Source organism: Frisingicoccus caecimuris, from assembly GCF_004340975.1.
Lineage (GTDB): Bacteria > Bacillota > Clostridia > Lachnospirales > Lachnospiraceae > Frisingicoccus > Frisingicoccus caecimuris.
In genome coordinates, this window is sequence record NZ_SLXA01000002.1 from 295,483 (window position 1) to 317,419 (window position 21,937).

Here is a 21,937-nt window from a genome sequence, read left to right on the forward strand (position 1 = left end):
TTATATCACATAGAATATAAAAAAGGTAAACAACTCTCATTAAATCCAGCTGTTTACCTTTCATTTCAACTATTTGGAATGTTATTCGTCTTCCGGCATTTTCCTCGAAGCAATGGTGACGGCACCTGTATCTTCCACCGTCGTTTCGTCGGACTCCTCTTCCTCGACCTGCTCTTCAATCTGTGCGGCCTTTACCTCACTCTCCAAACCGGATTCCGGCTGTATCTCTTCCGGCTCCGGAATACCTTTCACTTCACGGAAAATCTTCATAAACTCTTTACCGGTAATAGTTTCTTTTTCTATAAGAAAATCTGCAATCTTGTCCAGACATTCTCTGTTTTCTTTCAGCAGTTCGACAGCTTTATCATAAGCCACTTTAAGAATCTGCATCACTTCTTTGTCAATCTCCGTAGCCGTCTCCTGGCCGCAGTTTAACACCGTATGTCCGCTAAGATAACGGTCTTCCACACTCTCAAGGCTCATAAGCCCAAACTTCTCGCTCATGCCATACTGGGTGACCATCGCCCGGGCAATGGCTGTCGCCCGCTCAATATCATTGGAAGCGCCTGTCGTCACCGAATCAAAGACAATGCTCTCGGCTGCCCGTCCGGCCAGCATGGTCACAAGTTCTTCTTCCATCTCAATCTGAGACATGAGGAATTTTTCCTCCTCCGGCACCTGCATCACATACCCCAGAGCCCCCATCGTTCTCGGAACAATAGTGATCTTCTGAACAGGCTCCGTATTTTTCTGAAGTGCCGCCACAAGGGCATGCCCTACTTCATGATAAGTAACAATCTTACGTTCTTTCTGGCTTAAAATACGGTCCTTCTTCTCTTTACCCGCGATGACCACTTCAACAGATTCAAACAAATCTGTCTGGGATACGGCATTACGCCCCCGTTTTACCGCCAGCAGTGCAGCTTCATTGATAATATTCGCCAGGTCTGAACCCACAGCTCCCGACGTTGCCTTGGCAATTTCTTCAAAGTCAACCGTTTCATCCATATGAACATTTCTGGCATGAACTTTTAAAATATCTACCCGGCCGATCAAATCCGGTTTTTCTACAATAATCCGACGGTCAAACCGTCCCGGACGAAGAATGGCCTTGTCAAGAATCTCCGGACGGTTCGTTGCTGCCAAAACGATAATACCTTTTGAGGAGTCAAAACCATCCATCTCAGAAAGCAGCTGGTTCAGCGTCTGTTCCCGCTCATCATTACCGCCATAACGGGAATCTCTGCTCTTACCGATGGCATCCAGTTCATCGATAAAAATAATGCACGGCGCGGTTTCCTGAGCCTTTTTAAACAGGTCACGAACACGGGATGCCCCCACACCGACAAACATTTCGACAAAATCTGAACCTGTCAAAGAGTAAAACGGTACATTCGCTTCACCGGCCACAGCCTTTGCCAACAGGGTCTTGCCGGTTCCCGGAGGTCCGACAAGCAGGGCTCCCTTTGGCAGCTTGGCGCCAATCTTTGTATATTTGGCCGGATTGTGAAGAAAATCCACGATTTCTGTCAGTGACTCTTTGGATTCTTCCTGTCCTGCCACATCTTTAAATGTAATTCCCGTTTCTTTCTGCATATAAGTTCTGGCCGTGGACTTTCCGACGCCCATCATACCGCCGCCCTTCATCGACCGCATGAGCCACCAGAACATTGCTACCATCGCAAGAATCGGGAGTACATAAGACATAAAGAGAGAAAAAATCATCGAACTGGACGAGGTGACCTCTTCGTTAAATTCCACGCCACCGGCTTCCAGCCGCTCAGTCAGGCCGTCGTAATCGACTTTTCCTGTCCAATAGACGATGGCTCTTTCTGAATCATCTTTGACAAATTCGATCGTATCGTACTTAATTTCTGCCTTCTTTACTTCTCCGGCATCCACCCATTCCAAAAACTGATTATAAGGTACTTCCTCCCGCCGACTTTCCTGCATCTTTGAGAGCAGACCATGAATCAGCATTACTGCCAGAAAAGCCGTGATCATGATAATGATCAGATTTTGTATATTCTTTTTATTATCATCATTTTTTTTATTTTGATCATTTCTGTTGTTATCTTCCATGTTTCCTCCTTTGGCCACGCATTCAGACTGCCATCTAATTATTATAATGGTCCTTCGGTCTCAAATCAATACTTGTACGCAAATTTTCGATGAAAAAAGTATGGATAAACTGTGAATTTAGGTGTATAATGACTTAATTATTAATATTGACAACCTTGATTTATACAGTATAAGGAGGAGCAAGCATGGCAGTAAAATACGTTTTTGTCACCGGAGGTGTCGTATCCGGCCTTGGAAAAGGTATTACCGCAGCCTCTCTCGGCCGCCTTTTAAAAGCCAGAGGCTACAATGTTACTATGCAGAAATTTGATCCATATTTAAATGTGGACCCCGGAACCATGAACCCATATCAGCACGGTGAAGTATTTGTCACTGATGATGGCACGGAGACGGACCTGGATCTTGGACATTATGAACGTTTTATCGATACCTCTTTAAACAGTCAGAGTAATGTGACCAGCGGAAAAGTCTACTGGGATGTTTTATCTGCAGAACGCCGAGGCGATTTCGGGGGCAATACCGTTCAGGTTATCCCGCATATTACCAACGCCATCAAGAGCCGTTTTTACCATAATGACCAGAACAAAACGACCGAAATTGCTATTATTGAAGTCGGCGGCACCGTCGGCGATATTGAAAGCCAGCCATTTCTTGAATCCATTCGTCAGTTCCAGCACGACATCGGCCGCGAAAACTGCATGTTGATTCATGTTACACTGATTCCATATCTCCGTAGTTCCGGCGAAATGAAAACAAAACCGACACAGAACACGGTCAAAGACCTTCAGTCCCTTGGAATTCAACCGGACGTTATCGTCTGCCGTTCCGAACTGCCTCTGACAGATGATATCAGAGATAAGATTTCCCTGTTCTGTAATGTTCCTCAAAATTGTGTTATTGAAAATCTGGACGTAGAAGTTCTATATGAAGCTCCTCTGGCTATGGAAAAAGAGCATCTCGCCCATGTTGTCTGCAAACGTCTTGGTATTGACTGTCCAGAACCTGACTTAAAAGACTGGGAAGCTATGGTAGATGCCTGGAAACATCCTGAAAAAGAAGTTACCATTGCTCTTGTTGGAAAATATATCCAGCTTCATGACGCTTATCTCAGTGTAGTGGAAGCTTTAAAGCATGCAGGTGTTGCCAACCGAGCAGAAGTTCATATCAAATGGGTAGATTCAGAACTTGTCAGCTCTTATAATGTAGCGGAAGTCCTCGGTGATGTGGACGGCATCCTTGTACCGGGCGGCTTCGGTGACCGCGGTATCGAAGGTAAGATAACAGCTATTCAGTATGCCCGTGAAAACAACGTTCCCTTTCTCGGTCTCTGCCTTGGTATGCAGATGGCCATTGTGGAATTTGCCCGCCATGTTCTCGGATATGCAGATGCCCACAGTTCTGAACTGAATCCGGCAACGACACATCCATTCATTCACATTATGCCGGATCAGCATGGAATCACAGATTTGGGCGGTACTTTGAGACTTGGTGCTTACAAATGTATTCTTGACCCGAATTCCAAAGCTTATCAGCTCTATGGCACCCGTGAAATTAACGAACGTCACCGTCACCGTTACGAGGTGAACAATGACTATCGTCAGGAACTGGTTGAAAATGGCATGAACCTCTGCGGCATATCTCCGGATGGCCGCATCGTGGAAATGATCGAACTGGATTCCCATCCTTGGTTTATCGCAACCCAGGCCCATCCGGAATTCAAATCCAGACCGAACAAATGCCATCCTCTATTCCGCGGTTTTATTGAGGCGGCGCTTACCAAGGTAAAGTAATCATTAAACAAAAAACCGGAAGGGACTATGATTCTCCGGGCGTGTTTGCAAACCCGCCTGGCTTGAACGGGCAAAACGCCCGGATTCGTCCCTTCCGGTTTTTCTATATTTGTAACAGATTTTTAATAGATTCTTTAAAAAAATTGCTCCAACACACAGGCTACGCCATCTTCCTCACAGGGCGGTGCAATGAAGTCAGAGGCCTGCTTTAAGAGTTCAACAGCGTTTCCCATAGCAACACCGAAACCAGCATATTGAATCATTTCCAAGTCATTCTCTCCATCACCAAAGGCCGCAATCTGCTGCTGTGGAATATTCAGTTCCTCCGCGAGCCACAAGAGGGCACTGCGCTTGCAGACACTGCCGTGGCTGATTTCTATATAACGAGGCACAGATGAAGTAACATAAAGTCCTTCAAAGGTTTCCAGTTGACGACGCATAGACGCCTTTAACTCCATATCATGGATAATGAAATTTATACCTTCGATTTCATTTTCATGCCTCTTTACAAAATTGCGCATGTCCGGCACTGGATGACGTGTTGTACGAACATAATTTACAGATAAAGGACCAGCGCCAAAATTCTCAGGATGGTCAAAATATGTTTTGGATGTGTAAGGGACTCCGCAGATAAAAGCTTCCATTGGACAATCATAATCTTCGTAAAACTCCAAAAGCTTTTCTATCTGCTCCGGTGTCATATCCCGACCATAGATACGCTTCCTGTCAGAAAGACGAAAAACACTGCTGCCATTTGAGGTAATGACATACTCCATCCCCGGAATCTGAATCAATTCTTCCGGCACAGCCTGCAATGCCCGTCCGCTTGCCACGACCAGATGGATATTCTGAGCGGCAGCCGCTGTCAACGTGTCCTTTGTACGTCTTGTCAATATTTTATTCTTTCCTATTAAAGTACCATCCACATCCATGGCAACCAGTTTGATTTTTCTCATCATTTCACTCGATTCACATCGATATATCCTTTAGAATAAGCAAGAAGCCGTTATCACACGACAACGGCTTCTAAGGGTTATATTATTATGGGATTCAAAGGGCTAATTTAATGTTATGTTAATTTCTTAACATAACAACATTATATACCTTTTCTTAAAAATTTGCAATAGTTTTTTTAATGTTTTTTATTTTTTTGTAAATACTCATGAATGCCCGCTGCGGCGGCTTTTCCTGCGCCCATAGCCAAAATAACGGTCGCTGCACCTGTAACCGCATCACCACCGGCAAAAACGCCCGGACGACTTGTCGCGCCATTGCTCTCCTCAGCAACAATACATTTTCTGCGGTCCGTATCCAATCCCTGGGTTGTGGAAGAAATTAACGGATTCGGTGATGTTCCAAGAGACATGATGACCGTGTCGGCTTCAATCTCGTATTCAGAACCCGGAATCTCCACCGGACTTCTTCTTCCGGATTCATCCGGCTCTCCAAGTTCCATATGGATACAGCGGATTCCCCGTACCCACCCAGAATCATCTACGAGAATTTCCACCGGATTATTCAGCAGATGGAACTGGATGCCTTCTTCTTTTGCATGATGAACCTCTTCTGCTCTGGCAGGAAGTTCCTTCTCGCTCCGACGATATACGATATGGGTTTCTGCCCCCAGACGGAGAGCCGTACGCGCCGCATCCATCGCCACATTACCACCGCCGACAACAACCACCTTGCTGCCCGCGTGGATTGGTGTATCATAATGCAAATATGCTTTCATCAGATTATTCCGTGTCAGATATTCATTGGCAGAGAATACGCCGTTGGCCTGTTCGCCCGGAATTCCCATGAATTTTGGAAGTCCGGCACCGGAACCGATAAATACTGCATCAAAACCTTCTTCATCCATCAACTGATCGATCGTCACCGATTTTCCGACAACCACATCTGTTTCAATCTCAACCCCAAGTTTTTTAACATTTTCAACCTCATGGGCTACCACCTGATCCTTTGGCAGACGGAATTGAGGAATTCCATAAACAAGTACGCCTCCAGCCTGATGAAGAGCTTCAAAAATCTTCACCTGATACCCCATCTTTGCCAAATCTCCGGCACAGGTCAGCCCTGCCGGGCCAGAACCAATGACAGCGACTCGTTCCGGACGCTGTTCCTTTGTCTTTGCCGGCGCCACCCCATTCTCACTGGCCCAATCGGCCACAAAACGCTCAAGTTTTCCTATGGAAACCGGGTCGCCCTTCTTACCAAGAATACATTTGCCCTCACACTGGGTTTCCTGTGGACAAACACGCCCGCAGACCGCCGGCAGAGATGAGGATTCATTGATAATGTCATAAGCCCTTTTAAAGTCTCTGTTTTTTACTTCCTGAATAAATTCAGGTATATTAATGGATACCGGGCAGCCCTGTACACAAAGCGGCTTAGCACAATGAAGGCAGCGTTCTGCCTCTGCTACTGCTTCTTCCTCCGAATATCCAAGACATACTTCTTCAAAATTCTTTGCCCGCACCAGCGGCTCCTGTTCCCTTACAGGAACTCGAGTCATACTTACTGCCATTATGCTTCACCTCCACACTGTCCGCAGCCGCCATGATGGGTATCCCCTTCGGTTACCTTCAACATTGCACGGCCTTCTTCCGTCTTATACATCTGCTGACGCTGCATCGCCTGGTCAAAATCCACCAGATGCCCGTCAAATTCCGGGCCATCCACGCAGGCAAATTTTACCTCTCCATCCACAGTCACACGGCATGCACCGCACATTCCTGTACCATCTACCATAATTGGATTCAAACTCACTGTTGTCGGAATGTCCAGACTCTTTGTCATCAGACAGGCAAATTTCATCATGATCATCGGACCGATGACAACGCAATGGTCATACTGTTTATGCTGGTTCTTTACCAGATCTTCAAGCACCTGGGTAACCAGACCTTTGAAACCATAGGAGCCATCATCCGTCGCCACATAAAGATAATTGGATACAGCCGCCATCTCTTTCGTAAGAATCAATAAGTCTTTTGTTTTGGCACCAATAATGACATCTGCTTTAATCCCATGCTCATGGAGCCATTTTACCTGTGGATAAACCGGGGCCGTACCAACACCGCCGGCAATAAACAGCATTTTTTTAGATTGAAGCGTTTCTATATCTTCATGGACAAAATCAGAAGGGTTGCCCAAAGGTCCCGTCACATCAGCAAAGGATTCCCCTGCTTTTAAACAAGCCATCCGTTCTGTGGATGCACCCACTGTCTGAAAAACAATGCTGATGGTTCCTTCCTCTCTATTATAATCGCAAATGGTCAATGGAATGCGCTCACCACGCTCATCCATTCTCACAATAACGAATTCTCCTGGCTGGCAAGCCTTGGCAACACGCGGCGCCTCAACTTCCATAAAGAAGATTTTCTCTGCCAGTTTTCTGGCTTCCCGTATTTTAAACATATTTCCCCTCCTGGAATATCTTTAATTCTTTACCTGATTGAATTGTCGATTTTGTTTGTAGATTATACCCCGATTTGCATAGAAATGCAAGGTAAGTTTAGGACTTAACAATGTATTTATGCCTTTGCCCCATATTTTTCTCTGAGTGCCTTGACAACTTCCTCTTCGTGCATACCTCTGGACCCTTTCACAAGAATCGCATCTCCGTCCGATACATTCTCAAAAAGCCATTGAATGGCTTCCTCATTCGTATCAACGCTGCATACAGCAATTCCCGCTCCTGAATCAATAATGGCCTTCGCCAGAGCTTTCATCTCCTGACCAACCGTAACAACCATATGAAGTTTTTCCTCCGATATGGCCATCCCTGTATCATAGTGACACTGCCAGGACGCATCCCCCAATTCCAGAATATCGGCAAGTACCGCAATTTTACGCCCCGGATTATCCAACTGCATCAATACATCCACACCGGATTTGACTGAGGCCGGACTGGCATTATAGGTATCATCAATGACTTTGATTCCATGCAAAAGATGATTAATCTGCTGACGCATCGGAATCCCCGCATACTCGTTTAATCCTCTCTTGGCCACTGCGGGTTCTATTCCAAAATGTCTGGCAATGGCAATGGCCACCAGTGCATTCTGCACATTATGAAGGCCAAGCTGTTGGATGACCACATCCTCCCGCCCTTCCGGATAGACTAAGGTAAAGCAATTCTTTCCATCTTCAATATGGATATTTTCCGCACGGTAATCACACTCTTCTGAGGTCCCGAACAGCGTGACCGGACATTTCATCGTCCCGGCAGCCTGACGCAAAAGCGGATCGTCACCATTCAGAAAAATACGCTGCTTCTCTGTGAAATTCATAGCAATTTTTAATTTTTCTCTCATCGTATTCTCTTTTTTCCCAAACTGGGCGATATGTGCTTCACCGATATTGGTCACAACGGCCACATCCGGTTCTACAAAACGGACAAGATTTTCCATCTCACCAAATTCACTGATGCCCATCTCTACCACGGCCAGTTCCTGCCCGGCTTCCATACGAAACAGCGTCAGAGGTACACCGATCTGACTGTTCTGATTGCCTGCTGTTTTCATAATATGAAAACCTGTTTCCAGAGCAGCACTGATCATTTCTTTTGTCGAGGTTTTTCCTACACTTCCGGTGATGCCGACGATCGGCATCCGGAATTTTCGCCGATAGTGAGCCGACAGATCTCCCAGGGCTTTGACCGTATCCTTGACCAGAATATGTACTTTATCTGAATCAATCACATCCCCATGAGACATGAATACCCCTGCCGCGCCATGATCCAGCACCTGTGCAATAAATTTATGGGCATCTACCTTCTCGCCAATAATCGGCACGAATAAACTTCCTTCGCTGGCTTCACGACTGTCAATGCATATATGTTCAATCACTGTCTCCGGATTTCCGGACAGTAATGTACCGCCTACCGCTTTCACAATTTCTTCCGCAGTCATCGCTTCCACTTTAATCATCCCTTCTATAATAAAATACGAATCTTCCGCGTAGATTATAGCAAGAATTCCCGTACCTGTCGATATTTTCTGTGTTTTTTATCTCTACAAACATTCCTCATCCATATTTTTACAATTTCCTTGACCCCACACCATACATTTGATATTCTTATAAATATTATATGAACATATAAGAAAGGGGAAAATTATGGAAAAAAGAGAACACTTCTCATCCCGACTCGGATTTATTCTTATCTCGGCCGGCTGCGCCATCGGTCTTGGCAATGTATGGCGCTTCCCATATATCACCGGTAAATATGGCGGCGCTGCCTTTGTACTGATTTACCTTGTATTCCTTGTCATTCTTGGTCTTCCGATCATGGTCATGGAATTTTCCGTGGGACGTGCCAGCCAAAAATCTGCAGCCAGAAGTTTTCACGTTCTGGAACCTTCCGGAACAAAATGGCATATCACAGGTTACCTGGCCATAGCCGGTAACTATCTGCTCATGATGTTTTATACAACGGTAGGCGGCTGGATGCTCTACTATGTCTATAAAATGATATGCGGCGAATTTGTCGGAACTACACCGGAAGAAGTCGGCGGCATTTTTAACAGTATGCTTGGCGACCCGGCTGCTATGACTCTCTGGATGCTGATCACAGTTCTGATCTGTTTTGGCATCTGTAGTCTGGGCCTCCAAAAAGGGGTGGAACGAATCACAAAAGTAATGATGAGTTTTCTTTTAATCATTCTTATTATTTTATGTATACGCAGCGTTACTCTTGATGGTGCTGGCGAAGGCATTCGTTTTTACTTAATTCCTGATTTCGGTAAAATTCTGGAAAATGGTCTCGGTGAAGTGATTTTTGCCGCCATGGGTCAGGCTTTCTTTACATTAAGCCTCGGTATCGGCGCCATGGCTATCTTTGGCAGTTATATCAGTAAAGAACACCGCCTTCTCGGTGAATCCATGAACATCTGTCTCCTGGATACATTGATCGCCCTGATGGCCGGACTGGTCATCTTCCCGGCCTGTTTTGCCTTCGGCGTAGACCCGGGCGAAGGCCCAGGATTGGTATTTGTCACTCTGCCGAATATTTTTAATCAAATGGTCGGCGGACAGATTTTTGGTACATTGTTTTTTATCTTTATGTCCTTTGCCGCCATGTCCACCATCATTGCCGTATTTGAGAATATTTTAAGTTTTTCTATGGATCTGTGGGGATGGGAACGCAAAAAAGCCGTTTTGATCAATGGTATTTTAATCATTGTCCTATCCATGCCTTGTGTCCTCGGTTTCAATGTTCTCAGCGGAATCACGCCCCTCGGTGCCGGCAGCACAATTCAGGATTTGGAAGACTTTATCGTTTCCAATAACCTGCTGCCGATCGGAAGTTTATTATATCTGCTCTTCTGTACGAGCAAACGCGGATGGGGATGGAAAAACTTCATCAAAGAAGCTGACGCCGGAAAAGGCCCGAAATTTCCACAGTGGTCCCGGTTCTATGTCAGCTGCATTCTGCCGCTTATTATTCTCTTTATCCTTGTCATGGGTTACTGGCAAAAATTTTTTGCATAAAATACAATGTGCCTGAACGGATATAAAAAAATCGTTACGAACCTCTCTATCAAAACAGAGAACTTTGTTCGTAACGATTTTCTGCATTACTATGCAATCTTATCTATCCGTTCTTTTACTTCCCGCATCTCTTTTTCAAGATTTGTCACTCGAAGTGCGATGAGTTCTTCTTCATTTGTAATTTTCAATGCCTCGTGGAGTTTTCTATGCAGATCAAAATGAGCTTCTGCAATAATCTTTATACCATGTGCGATCTCATTTTCCAGGGTGGTTTCAATCGACTTAATTGAGCTTCTCAAGTCTACTGCTTCCTCTCTTAACCCCCGAACATCATCTTTTGTATCCTGGATGTCCACTTTCATATCCCGAATGTCGGCCTTGACTTCCTTCATCTCTTCCTGAAGTTCTTTGACATCTGACTGAACATCCAATACAGTCGTTAATATCATCTGCAGCAATTCTCTATCCTGCGTTTTATCTTCTCTCCTCTCTTTCTTTCAGTTGATTACTATTATACTCTAAGTGGAATCACAATTCAATTTCTATTTTAATAATCGTATGCCAGGATTCGACAAGCCGATACATTACTCCGTCTTTTCAAAATGCTGATAGTCTTTTAGATTCTATACTATAAGATATAGCCATCTTCCTCACACTGGATATTGCTTTCAAAAAACTGTTTCGCTGCTTTTACGAGATATTCCGTATCCTTCGTGCCGGCTGTCTCATAAGATGAATGCATAGCCAGCTGAGCAAGTCCGATATCTACCGTATTCATTGAAATCTGTGTGCCGGCGATATTTCCCAGTGTGGAACCTCCGGCAATGTCGGACCGATTGACATACACCTGATAAGGTACTCCTGCTTTCTCGCAAATCATTTTAAATATCGCAGATGACACACCATCCGAAGTGTACCTCTGGTTCGCATTATATTTAATCACAATGCCCTCATTCATAAACGGCCGGTTGACCGCATCGGATTTCTCCATATGGTTTGGATGGGCCGCTTGAGCATTATCGGCGGATATCATAAAACTTGATGCCATCACACGACTTCGCTCCAGTTCATCCATACCACTTTCACGGCAAATTCTGAAGACTGTCTCCTTCAGGAAATCGGAAGCCGCCCCTTGTTTTGTCGTGCTGCCGACTTCCTCGTTATCCAAAACAGCCATCATTGCCACCTTAGGACAATTTTCTGCCCGAAGCAAACTATTGACCGAGGCAAAAACACATTGCAGATCATCCAGCCGGGCAGAAGAAATATAGCATCCGTTTTCGCCCCATATACTTCCATGTACCCTCGGATAAAGAAATAAATCATGCCCCATAATATGCTGAACATCTACGCGGGCTGCTTCAGCAACCACCGCCATGAATGTTCCTGAAACATTTTCGTCTCCATATAACGGAAGCAAATCCTTTTGAACATTAAATTTATATCCCTCATTCACTCCCCGGTTCATATGGATTGCCAGACTCGGTATAAGGAGCAGATCCCGGTCTACATTGACCAGCCTAGAAATAATACGTTCGCCATCTCGAACCAATAACCTTCCCGCCACCGACAAAGGACGATCAAACCATGTGGACATGAGCATTCCGCCATAGCCCTCTACATTTAATTTTGTGTATTTCTTTTCCACGCCAATCTCCGGCAATTCTTTCAACTTAAAAGTGGGTGAATCACTGTGTGTAGCCATAATATGAAAGCCTTCAATAATTTTCGGTAAGCAAAAGGCAATGATTGATGAGCCGTTTCGGGTCACATAGTACTTTCCACCTGGTTTTAAGGTCCACCGATGACTCTCCTGAAGTTTTTCAAATCCCCCGGCACACAGCATTCCCTCCAATGTGTTGACCACATGAAAGCAGGTCGGGCTTCTTCCTATAAATTCAAGTAACTCTTTCGGACTGTAATCTTGCATGTCTGTCTCCTTTTTTATCTTTTACTATTCAATGACCATAAACCGAATTTCCCTCCAGGGTCAATATGGTCATGCTGCCTTCCGCCAGCATATTTTTATACTTGGTAATAATAAATTCATCCGCAGAAAAGGCCAGGGGCGGCAATGTACTCATATTTTCAATACTGAACCACCCCGTTTCTATAATATCATCTCCTGGTTTCAATGTCTCATTCCCACGATAGTGAGAAAGCAATACAACGACCAACGAATTGACGCCATTGTCAAACTGATTGGAAACCACATTAATAATGCCATCCGCTGGGCTTGTAATCCCCGCTTCCTCCTTTACTTCCCGGAGAGCTGCTTCCAGATAGGTTTCTCCATACTCAATATACCCGCAGGGCAGACACCATTTCCCCGGATAGATCGACTTCTTATGCCGTTTTCCCAGGAGTATTTCACCCTGCTCATTCACAACAAGAACAGCGATACATGGATAAGGATTTTGATAATGAATATGACCGCAGCGTGAGCATCTTTGTCTTAAAACGCCGCCTTCCTCATAATCTTCACATTCTGCTCCGCATCTGATACAAAACATGACTGCCTCCCTAGTAATATGTAATATTGACTTGCTTGCCCATATGCTCCATCGCATCCCGTATTTGGACAACCAGATTTCTACGTACACTGATATCAAATAATTGATTATTGTCATAATTTGCCTGATTATTGGCTTTTCCGACAAAAAAATTCAGCTCCGTACACTCTTCCAGCAAAATTCGAGCCAGGCGGGCGCCGCCGTTATCGGCATCCAGAGCTTCAAAAAACTCCGCATCAATATCCCCCTCATCAAACTGTCTCAGCAACTTAAATGTATGACTCATCGTCAATACCCCCTCCGTGACCAGATCCAATTCCCGAATATTTGCCGTTGGCGGTACATCCTTTGTTCCATCATTATTATTCGTCATTTCCTGATTCAAATACCGGGCTGCAATCTGGCTGCTCGTGCCGCCGCAGACAATCTTTTTGCCGCCGGCCGCCATAAAATCTTTCATCAGACGCTCATCGTCTTCTTTCTTCTCCGGAGGCCCGGTAAAAATATTCACAATATGACGTTCGATAACCCGTGCCACAGCCACCGTCGTATCGTCTCCCGGCCGCTGTTGGTACAAATCATCACAAGCCTGACTGAGCATCGCGGCAATACGCGCCGCCGACTTGGTTTCCTTCACACATTTCAATGTGTATTCAGCCATACTCTCCCAGGTCCAGCCGAAATTCAGCAGTTCGCCCACACCGGCATAAATCGTTCCGTCGCTCATAAGCACAAAACAGTCGTCCGGCTGGACCTTGAAACGATATTCCCGGATTTTCCTTCCACTGATTTCCCGTATATTATCCGGAATTGTCATCAGCTTTTTATTCCGGACAAATATACATCCCGGATTATCAAATTCGACCAGATAGGCATCTCCACTGTGGAAAATCTGCAAAATACTGAATGTTGAATAGGATACCCCCCGCACTTTACAGACCGGAAGCGTACTGGCCAGTGTTGCCACTGCCTCTTCGATGGGTTCCCCTTTTAAAAACATGGTCCCGAGAATTTTTGACGCCAGTGTCGCCAAAATATTTGCCTTCACACCACTCCCCATACCATCGGCCAGAATAACGATATCCGAGTCCTCTGTCTTTAAGATTTCCACCTTATCCCCGCATAATTCCTCGTCATGCTTATTCAAACTTTTCCAAGATACATCAATACTGACATTCATTTTACACCAACCTTCCGCCTAACGGCCGTCATCCTCTAACATAGAACGTTTCAATTGATTCAGCGTTGCCTTTGTTTCCGCCGTTGTCTCTCCGAGTAATCCGGCAATCTCCTGAGCCACCATCATCTGCTTATCAATGACCATCTGGGCCGCTTCCACGGTTTTCATCTTTAACTGGTACTGATGTTCCAGTTCCTTTTCCTCCGCTGTTATATCCTGAATGATCGTCAGAAGGGAATCCTGATCTTCCATATAAATGACACTGGTCAGTACTGTCATACCATATGGTTCCAGCTCCATTTTTCTTCGTTGGATAGACTGATGAGTCTTGAAAATATCCTCAAACAGAGACGCATCCATAAATTCATAAATATAGCGTTCCAGAGCTTCCTGTCTGGACACCTTAAATACCTTTTCTGCCTTTGCGTTAAACTCACCGATACGCAAATCGTGACCAATAATCAAAATCATATTCGGCGTAGCTTCCAGGACCAGATTAGACATGGACTGAGCCTGTTCATATGTATGAGGAAGGCACATATCCAGTTCCGCTTTACCCTGGAAAACAGCAATGGCTTTCTCCCGACAGCTTGTATAACCACAGGCACCACAGTTTAATTCCTGATCCTTGTTGTACTTTCCGGTAGCTTTCAAAATTTCCTGAATTTCCTCTTCTGTCGGCATATGGTCATTCTCTTTTCTTGAATAAAATTTCTTAGCCATGACCACATCGGCCGGTACATCCAAAGCTTCGACCGGCGCATATTCTACCTGATCTTCAATATTAAAACGAGCCCGGTATCTGGAAAATTCCATCTTCGTCGTGGCCGGTCCCTTTATACAGCCGCCTTCGCACATATTCATCTCAACAAAGCATTTCTGAATTTCTCCGGTTTCCATGGCTTCCAAAAGTTCTCGGCAGTTTTCAATACCATCCACAAACATATGCCTGTATCCGCCTGACTGACCATCCTGACTTTCCGTAATCCCCGACTGCCCTGAAGCGTTCCTCGATAACATGACTGATTGAATAACACCCCGGCTGACCGGATAAAGCCGGTTGATCTTAGGGTCCGGATTGGCCATCGGACGATTTTCACATTCACTGAGTACGATATTTTCCGACTGCATCCACTCTTTTAATTCGCCAAAATGAATGACCGCATCGATGGCGCCTTCCGTTCGTTCATCTTCCTCCGCCTCTTCCTTCTTAGCCACACAAGGCCCGAGAAAAACGACCTTCGTATTTTGCCCATAAAGCTTCTTTATGAGCCGCCCATGAGCCACCATCGGTGATACTACCGGCGCCATAAATCGAACCAGTGACGGATAATATTTCTCGATCAGATCATTCACACTCGGACAGCAGGTTGTGATCACATTTATCATCTGTCCCTCCGAAAGAATCTTTGCATATTCCTGTGTTACCAGAGCAGCACCTTCCGCTGTCTCCCGGACAGCCGTAAACCCAAGTTTCAGCAGACCATCCACCACCTGTCCCGGCGTAACATAATCCATAATTCCCAGATAAGACGGGGCAATGGATACGACAACCTTTTCACCGGAACGGATATAATATTTTACCCGCTCCAGATCACTGACAAAGGTCTTGGCATTCTGCGGACAGACTTCCAGACATTTTCCACACAAAATACAATATTCCTTCATAATCTGCGCCTGGGCATTTTTCACCCGGATTGCCTTCACCGAACAGGAACGCACACATTTGTAACAATGCTTACAGCTCGCATTCTTAAAATCAATAATCTTCATAAACTTCTCTCCAAAATATTTTTCTAACAGGTTGGGCCGCCAATAATTACATCCTTCAGAATCCCCTGTTTCCCCTTTCATTATATATCGTAAGGCAAAACAGGAAGAGCTTACTGCTCTCCCTGCTTTCTTGTATGAATCATTTAGTTTCCGTTGACACTCCGTTTTACATAGGTTGTATGAAGCACTTCATGGGCCTTATGACTTCCCGGCTCTCCAAAATACTCTTCATAAACCTTTTTGATGGAAGGATTCTCATGAGATTTACGGATTGTCTTTGCCGCATCATTATCATACAGCACTTTTGCACGGATTCCCTGAACATCCACTGTATTGCGGACAGATCCGGATACCTGAGGCTGGCCGCCACCGTTGACACAACCACCCGGGCAACCCATAATTTCGATAAAGTGGTAATCTGCTTCTCCGGATTTCACTTTTTCAAGCAGCTCCCGTGCATTTCCAAGGCCGGAAGCTACGGCAACCTTTACGTCCATACCTGCCACATTATAGGAGGCTTCTTTGATACCCTTTGTTCCACGGACATCGACAAAATCCGGGTTCGGAAGTTCTTCACCGGTCAGCGTTTCCACTGCAGTACGAAGGGCCGCTTCCATAACACCGCCGGTAGCGCCGAAGATAACGGCCGCACCTGTCGATTCTCCCAATGGATCATCAAAACCTTCATCCGGCAGCTCATTAAACCGGATGCCAAGACGCTTGATCATACGTGCAAGCTCACGGGTCGTCATAGCATAATCTACATCCGGCACTCCGGCTGCACTCTGATCCGGACGGCCGATTTCGAATTTCTTTGCAGTACATGGCATGATGCTGACACTGACAATATTCTTCGGATCAATCCCCATCTTTTCCGCATAATAGGTTTTTAACACAGCGCCGAACATCTGCTGCGGAGACTTACAGGACGACAGATTCTCCGTCATATCCGGAAAATAATGCTCACAGTATTTAATCCATCCCGGTGAACAAGAAGTGATCATCGGAAGAACGCCGCCGTTCTGTACCCGGTCAAGGAATTCATGAGCTTCCTCCATAATAGTTAAATCTGCACTGAAATCTGTATCAAAAACTTTATCAAAACCAATTCTCCGAAGGGCTGCTGCCATCTTGCCTTCCACATCGGTTCCCATCGGATAACCAAACTCTTCACCAAGAGCGGCACGCACGGCGGGAGCTGTCTGAACACAAACATACTTCTCCGGATCTGCAATAGCTTCAAGAACTTCGTCAATATAATCTTTCTCTCTCAACGCCCCCGTTGGACAGACTGCAATACACTGTCCACAGGATACACAGCTTGTCTCGCCAAGTCCCATGTCAAAGGCGGAACCGATATAGGTTTTAAAGCCACGCTCATTGGCTCCGATGACGCCAATTCCCTGGACCTTTTCACAGACAGCCACGCAGCGTCGGCAGAGAATACATTTGCTGTTATCACGAATCATATGCGCAGCAGATGTATCGATTACACTCTCAAGCATCTCACCGTCATATTTTTGCTCATCAGTTACGCCCAAATCCCGGCAGAGCTGCTGTAATTCACAATTTCCACTGCGGACACAGGAAAGACATTCTTTCCGGTGATTGGAAAGAAGAAGCTGCAATGTCTTTTTCCGTGACTCAACAACCTTCGGTGTATTGGTCCATACTTCCATGCCCTCGTTGATTGGATAAACACAGGCGGTTACCAGCGTTCTTGCTCCTTTCACTTCAACGACACACATACGGCAGGCGCCGATTTCATTAATCTCTTTTAAATAACATAAAGTTGGAATTTCAATATGCGCCAGTCTGGCCGCCTCAAGAATCGTGGAGCCAGCCGGAGCGGTTACATCCATACCATTAATTTTAATTGTAATATCGCCCATCTCTCTGCCCTCCATTACTCTTTATAAATTGCGCCAAAGCGGCATTTTTCCATACATGCACCACACTTGATACACTTATCCTGATGAATCATATGTGGTTCCTTCACCTTGCCTTCGATTGCTCCAGCCGGACAGGTCCGTGCGCAGAGCGTACAGCCGCGGCACTTATCTGCATCAATATGATAAGACAGAAGTGCTTTACAGACGCCGGCCGGACAATGCTTATCCACAACATGAGCCACATACTCATCTCTGAAATAACGAAGGGTAGAAAGTACCGGATTCGGTGCAGTCTGTCCAAGACCACAGAGGGAATTATCTTTAATATAGTAAGCCAGCTCCTCCAGACGATCCAGATCCTCCAGCGTTCCCTGACCTTTGGTAATCTTATCCAGAATCTCATACATACGCTTTGTACCGACACGACACGGCGTACATTTACCACAGGACTCATCGACCGTAAATTCCAGGAAGAATTTGGCGATATCGACCATACAGTTATCTTCGTCCATGACGATCAGGCCGCCGGAACCCATCATGGAACCAATCTCTATCAGGTTATCATAATCAATCGGAATATCAAAATGCTCTGCCGGAATACATCCGCCGGATGGACCGCCGGTCTGAGCTGCTTTAAATTTCTTGCCGTTCGGAATACCGCCGCCGATCTCTTCGACAACCGTACGCAGCGTCGTTCCCATCGGAATCTCCACGAGACCCGTATTATTGATCTTACCGCCAAGGGCAAATACCTTTGTTCCTTTGGATTTTTCCGTACCCATGGATGCAAACCATTCGGCACCGTTCAAAATGATCTGAGGAATGTTTGCATAGGTTTCAACATTATTCAGAATCGTCGGGCTGGCAAATAAACCTTTGACAGCCGGGAACGGCGGTCTCGGTCTCGGCTCACCACGGTTACCTTCGATGGAAACCATAAGGGCGGTCTCTTCACCACAGACAAAAGCGCCAGCGCCCAGACGTAAATCAATATCAAAGTTAAAGCCTGTTCCAAAAATATCTTTACCAAGCAGGCCATATTCTCTTGCCTGATTAATGGCAATTTCCAGACGTTTTACGGCGATCGGATACTCTGCACGAACATAGATATATCCCTGATCTGCCCCGATCGCATAACCGGCGATGGCCATAGCCTCCAGAACAACATGCGGATCGCCTTCCAAAACGGAACGATCCATGAATGCCCCCGGGTCACCTTCGTCAGCGTTGCAACAGACGTATTTCTGAACTTCGCCCCGATTGGAGGAAGCAAATTTCCATTTCAAGCCTGTCGGGAAACCGGCACCGCCACGGCCGCGAAGACCACTGTCCAGAATAATCTGAATAACCTCATCCGGCGTCATCTCAGTAAGCACCCGGCCAAGAGCTTCATAACCGTTCGTTCCGATATATTCATCAATATTTTCCGGATTGATCACACCACAGTTACGCAGGGCAATCCGATGCTGCTTTTTATAAAAGTCTGTTTCTGCAAGGGATTTTACGCCTTCATCCGTTAATGTCTCATCATAAACAAGACGTTTGACAACACGGCCTTTGAGCAGGTGTTCTTCGACGATCTCCGGAATATCATCTTCCTTTACCATGGAATAAAAAACGGCTTCCGGATAAACAACCATGATCGGGCCGAGAGCACACAAACCATGGCATCCAGTCTGTACAACGGATACCTCTTTAGTCAATCCCTGTTTATCAAGTTCTCTTTTTAATCTTTCTAAAATTCTCTGGCTGCCGGAGGACGTACATCCTGTGCCACCGCATACCAGAACATGCGCACGATACATAGAACGCTACCTCCTGACTATAATTTTGTTTCGTTTAATGTATATTTTCCTAATACATGGCCACGAACCAGATGCTGTTCCAGCATCTCCATGGCCTTATCCACGTTCATCTTCACATAGGTTACTTTTTCTTTGCCTGGTTCAAGCACCTCAACGATCGGCTCATACTGGCACAGACCGATACATCCGGTCTGAGTTACAACCACGTTGCTCATACCACGTTTTTGGACCTCATCGGATAACACATTCAATACTGGTCTTGCGCCGCTGGCAATGCCGCAGGTCGCCATGCCGACGATTACCCGGGTCTGTCCTGAATCCTCGGAGCGCATGCCGACTTTTCCCTGCATCTTCTCACGAATAGCTTTTAATTCTTCAAGCGATTTCATAATAATAGCTACCTCCTATTCAAATGATGGCTCCGCCATCCACGTCCACTTTATTCTCCGTCAAATATTCCCGTATGTACTCGGCCACCTCCGGCGTATCCAGAGGAATGCCGCCGAGAATGTCCTTCATCTGCCGCGTATCCAGAACAAATTCCCTGTCATCATACCGATAGGTATAACAAAAATCCACCTCGGGATGAAAATGAATCAGTGTATAAATCGTCCCGCTGATATCTCCCAAAGGCATCCTGTCAATATGATCCAGGCGAAACTCTGCCTGAACACGGGTCCCTTCACCGACTTTTGAATCAATGCAAAAATCTCCATCCGCACTGAGCGCCGCCATCTTAAAGAAGGGAACTCCAAGGCCCACTTTTCGTGTTGTCCGCGTCGTAAAAAATGGATCCTCCACCTGCCTGAGCTGCTCTTCTGTCATTCCACAGCCATCATCCTTAATGATGATGGTCAGCCGGTCGGCCCGTGTGTCTACCAACACACTAATCTCTACAAGTGAAGCTTTGGCCCTGGTAGAATTTTCCGCCACATCAAGAATATTTAAGGAAATCTCTGTCATCATAACTTAATCATACTTCGCCAGAATGGCTTCAACATCATCCACAGACAGACGTCCGTAAACCTCGTCGTTGATCATCATGACCGGTGCCAGGCCACAGGCGCCAACGCAGCGACAGGCATCCAGAGAAAACTTTCCATCCGGTGTACATTCGCCGCCGACAATGCCAAGCAGATCCATCAACTTATTATATATATCTCCGGATCCTTTGACATAGCAGGCTGTTCCAAGACAGACAGAAATCTGATAACGTCCTTTTGGATTCAAAGCAAACTGCGAATAAAAGGTTGCCACACCATAAATCTTTTCCAGAGGCACATGTAATTCATCGGAAATCATCGTCTGCACTTCGATTGGCAGATAGCCATAAATTTCCTGAGCTTTCTGCATGATCGGCATCAGGGATCCCCTTTCTCCCCGGAGCTCATGAATCACAGAAAGCAATGCCTCCTTCTGCTCTGCTGTTCCGGTAAACGGAACGCTCTGTTTCTTACTTCCCAAAATAATCACCCCTTAATTAAAATCTGGTAATTCATTATACCACTATTTTTGTGAAATTTCTATATATTTGCTAAAAACAATATACAATTTTTATAATTACATGATATAATTATACTAATTGGTACAATCCCTAGAATCAGGAGGAGCAATATGACAGTTCAATCCATAAAAAAATTATTAAACGCCCGTGTATTGGGCGGAGAAGACATGCTCGATCGTGAAGTTTTTACTGCCTGCGGCTCGGATATGATGAGTGATGTCCTTGCCCATGTTGATAATCAGGCAGTTCTTATCACTGGTCTTTGTAATCCCCAGGTGCTGCGCACTGCTGAAATGATGGACATTGTCTGTGTCATCATGGTGCGGGACAAACAGCCGGATGATGCCATGATTCAAATGGCGGCAGAGCGGAATATATGTCTGCTCGCCACATCTCTGCCAATGTTTTCAACCTGCGGCCTTCTCTATGAGGCCGGACTGCGGGGAGGTGCTTCCCATGGAAAATAGTCTCATGTCTTTAAAATATCATGTATCGCCGACAGACTTTACCCGGGCTGGTGAAGCAAGCAGCGACGTAAAAAACAAATTAAAAAAACTGGGGGTCCCGCCGGAAATCATCCGCAAAGTAGCGATTGCCATGTATGAAGGCGAGATCAACATGGTCATTCATGCCAATGGCGGTGATATTTTTGTCGACATCACACCGGATACCATCCATATGGAATTAAAAGATGTTGGTCCCGGCATTGAAGATATTGACAAGGCCATGCAGGCCGGTTACTCCACTGCTCCGGATGATGTTCGTTCCCTCGGCTTTGGCGCCGGTATGGGACTGCCGAATATGAAAAAAAATTCGGATACTATGGATATCCAGACTGTACTTGGTCAGGGAACGACCGTGATCATGACGGTAAATATGCCGGAATAAATATTGAGAAAAGAGGGT

At 45.6% G+C, this 21,937-nt stretch carries 19 protein-coding genes; 4 read left to right on the forward strand and 15 right to left on the reverse strand.

Annotated features, from left to right (window positions below):
* Nucleotides 1–81: 81 nt before the first annotated feature.
* The gene (gene ftsH / locus EV212_RS03855; protein WP_132089106.1) at nucleotides 82–2,082 is read right to left on the reverse strand and encodes an ATP-dependent zinc metalloprotease FtsH; all 2,001 of its coding nucleotides are present in this window, start codon (nucleotides 2,080–2,082) and stop codon (nucleotides 82–84) included.
* A 185-nt stretch (nucleotides 2,083–2,267) separates the two neighbouring features.
* On the opposite strand from ftsH, the gene EV212_RS03860 reads away from it, so the two are divergent.
* Nucleotides 2,268–3,872 (forward strand): CTP synthase, encoded by a 1,605-nt coding sequence (locus EV212_RS03860; RefSeq protein WP_132089108.1) that lies wholly within the window; start codon nucleotides 2,268–2,270, stop codon nucleotides 3,870–3,872.
* 134 nt (nucleotides 3,873–4,006) lie between these two features.
* On the opposite strand, the gene EV212_RS03865 is transcribed toward EV212_RS03860, so the two are convergent.
* From EV212_RS03865 to EV212_RS03880, 4 genes are all read right to left on the reverse strand, one after another.
* A complete protein-coding gene (locus EV212_RS03865) occupies nucleotides 4,007–4,831 on the reverse strand; it encodes an HAD family hydrolase (RefSeq protein ID WP_132089111.1) in 825 nt (274 codons plus the stop codon).
* A 173-nt stretch (nucleotides 4,832–5,004) separates the two neighbouring features.
* Nucleotides 5,005–6,399, reverse strand: coding sequence for an NADPH-dependent glutamate synthase (gene gltA / locus EV212_RS03870; protein ID WP_132089114.1), 1,395 nt, complete (start codon nucleotides 6,397–6,399; stop codon nucleotides 5,005–5,007).
* Nucleotides 6,399–7,289 carry a sulfide/dihydroorotate dehydrogenase-like FAD/NAD-binding protein gene (locus EV212_RS03875; protein ID WP_132089117.1) on the reverse strand — a complete coding sequence of 297 codons (891 nt, stop codon included), beginning with the start codon at nucleotides 7,287–7,289 and terminating at the stop codon, nucleotides 6,399–6,401. The genes gltA and EV212_RS03875 overlap by 1 nt, the downstream gene beginning before the upstream one ends.
* A gap of 116 nt (nucleotides 7,290–7,405) precedes the next feature.
* Nucleotides 7,406–8,803: a UDP-N-acetylmuramoyl-tripeptide--D-alanyl-D-alanine ligase gene (locus EV212_RS03880; protein ID WP_132089120.1), complete on the reverse strand. Its 1,398-nt coding sequence runs from the start codon at nucleotides 8,801–8,803 to the stop codon at nucleotides 7,406–7,408.
* A 187-nt stretch (nucleotides 8,804–8,990) separates the two neighbouring features.
* Here EV212_RS03880 and EV212_RS03885 point away from each other — a divergent pair, with 187 nt between their 5' ends.
* Nucleotides 8,991–10,364 carry a sodium-dependent transporter gene (locus EV212_RS03885; protein ID WP_132089123.1) on the forward strand — a complete coding sequence of 458 codons (1,374 nt, stop codon included), beginning with the start codon at nucleotides 8,991–8,993 and terminating at the stop codon, nucleotides 10,362–10,364.
* An 89-nt stretch (nucleotides 10,365–10,453) separates the two neighbouring features.
* Here the strand turns inward: EV212_RS03885 and EV212_RS03890 are convergent, their stop codons facing one another.
* From EV212_RS03890 to EV212_RS03935, 10 genes are all read right to left on the reverse strand, one after another.
* On the reverse strand, nucleotides 10,454–10,813 hold the full coding sequence (locus EV212_RS03890) for a hypothetical protein (protein ID WP_132089126.1): 360 nt from the start codon (nucleotides 10,811–10,813) through the stop codon (nucleotides 10,454–10,456).
* Nucleotides 10,814–10,992: 179 nt separating this feature from the next.
* The gene (locus EV212_RS03895; protein ID WP_132089129.1) at nucleotides 10,993–12,294 is read right to left on the reverse strand and encodes a M18 family aminopeptidase; all 1,302 of its coding nucleotides are present in this window, start codon (nucleotides 12,292–12,294) and stop codon (nucleotides 10,993–10,995) included.
* Nucleotides 12,295–12,322: 28 nt separating this feature from the next.
* The gene (locus EV212_RS03900) at nucleotides 12,323–12,877 is read right to left on the reverse strand and encodes a nucleotide triphosphate diphosphatase NUDT15 (protein WP_165873287.1); all 555 of its coding nucleotides are present in this window, start codon (nucleotides 12,875–12,877) and stop codon (nucleotides 12,323–12,325) included.
* Nucleotides 12,878–12,887: 10 nt separating this feature from the next.
* The gene (locus tag EV212_RS03905) at nucleotides 12,888–14,057 is read right to left on the reverse strand and encodes a SpoIIE family protein phosphatase (protein ID WP_132089135.1); all 1,170 of its coding nucleotides are present in this window, start codon (nucleotides 14,055–14,057) and stop codon (nucleotides 12,888–12,890) included.
* Between the two features lie 18 nt (nucleotides 14,058–14,075).
* Nucleotides 14,076–15,830: a [Fe-Fe] hydrogenase large subunit C-terminal domain-containing protein gene (locus EV212_RS03910; RefSeq protein ID WP_132089138.1), complete on the reverse strand. Its 1,755-nt coding sequence runs from the start codon at nucleotides 15,828–15,830 to the stop codon at nucleotides 14,076–14,078.
* A 143-nt stretch (nucleotides 15,831–15,973) separates the two neighbouring features.
* Nucleotides 15,974–17,722: an NADH-dependent [FeFe] hydrogenase, group A6 gene (locus EV212_RS03915; protein ID WP_132089141.1), complete on the reverse strand. Its 1,749-nt coding sequence runs from the start codon at nucleotides 17,720–17,722 to the stop codon at nucleotides 15,974–15,976.
* A gap of 14 nt (nucleotides 17,723–17,736) precedes the next feature.
* Nucleotides 17,737–19,527: an NADH-quinone oxidoreductase subunit NuoF gene (nuoF, locus tag EV212_RS03920; protein ID WP_132089144.1), complete on the reverse strand. Its 1,791-nt coding sequence runs from the start codon at nucleotides 19,525–19,527 to the stop codon at nucleotides 17,737–17,739.
* A 17-nt stretch (nucleotides 19,528–19,544) separates the two neighbouring features.
* Nucleotides 19,545–19,916 carry a (2Fe-2S) ferredoxin domain-containing protein gene (locus tag EV212_RS03925; protein WP_132089147.1) on the reverse strand — a complete coding sequence of 124 codons (372 nt, stop codon included), beginning with the start codon at nucleotides 19,914–19,916 and terminating at the stop codon, nucleotides 19,545–19,547.
* Nucleotides 19,917–19,935: 19 nt separating this feature from the next.
* A complete protein-coding gene (locus EV212_RS03930; RefSeq protein ID WP_132089150.1) occupies nucleotides 19,936–20,493 on the reverse strand; it encodes an ATP-binding protein in 558 nt (185 codons plus the stop codon).
* A gap of 3 nt (nucleotides 20,494–20,496) precedes the next feature.
* On the reverse strand, nucleotides 20,497–20,991 hold the full coding sequence (locus EV212_RS03935) for an NADH-quinone oxidoreductase subunit NuoE family protein (RefSeq protein ID WP_132089153.1): 495 nt from the start codon (nucleotides 20,989–20,991) through the stop codon (nucleotides 20,497–20,499).
* A gap of 150 nt (nucleotides 20,992–21,141) precedes the next feature.
* Between EV212_RS03935 and EV212_RS03940 the strand changes: the two genes are divergently transcribed.
* Both EV212_RS03940 and EV212_RS03945 read left to right on the forward strand, forming a co-directional pair.
* The gene (locus EV212_RS03940) at nucleotides 21,142–21,498 is read left to right on the forward strand and encodes a DRTGG domain-containing protein (protein WP_132089156.1); all 357 of its coding nucleotides are present in this window, start codon (nucleotides 21,142–21,144) and stop codon (nucleotides 21,496–21,498) included.
* Complete coding sequence (locus EV212_RS03945) at nucleotides 21,488–21,919, forward strand: ATP-binding protein (protein WP_132089159.1); 432 nt, start codon at nucleotides 21,488–21,490, stop codon at nucleotides 21,917–21,919. The genes EV212_RS03940 and EV212_RS03945 overlap by 11 nt, the downstream gene beginning before the upstream one ends.
* Nucleotides 21,920–21,937: the final 18 nt, after the last annotated feature.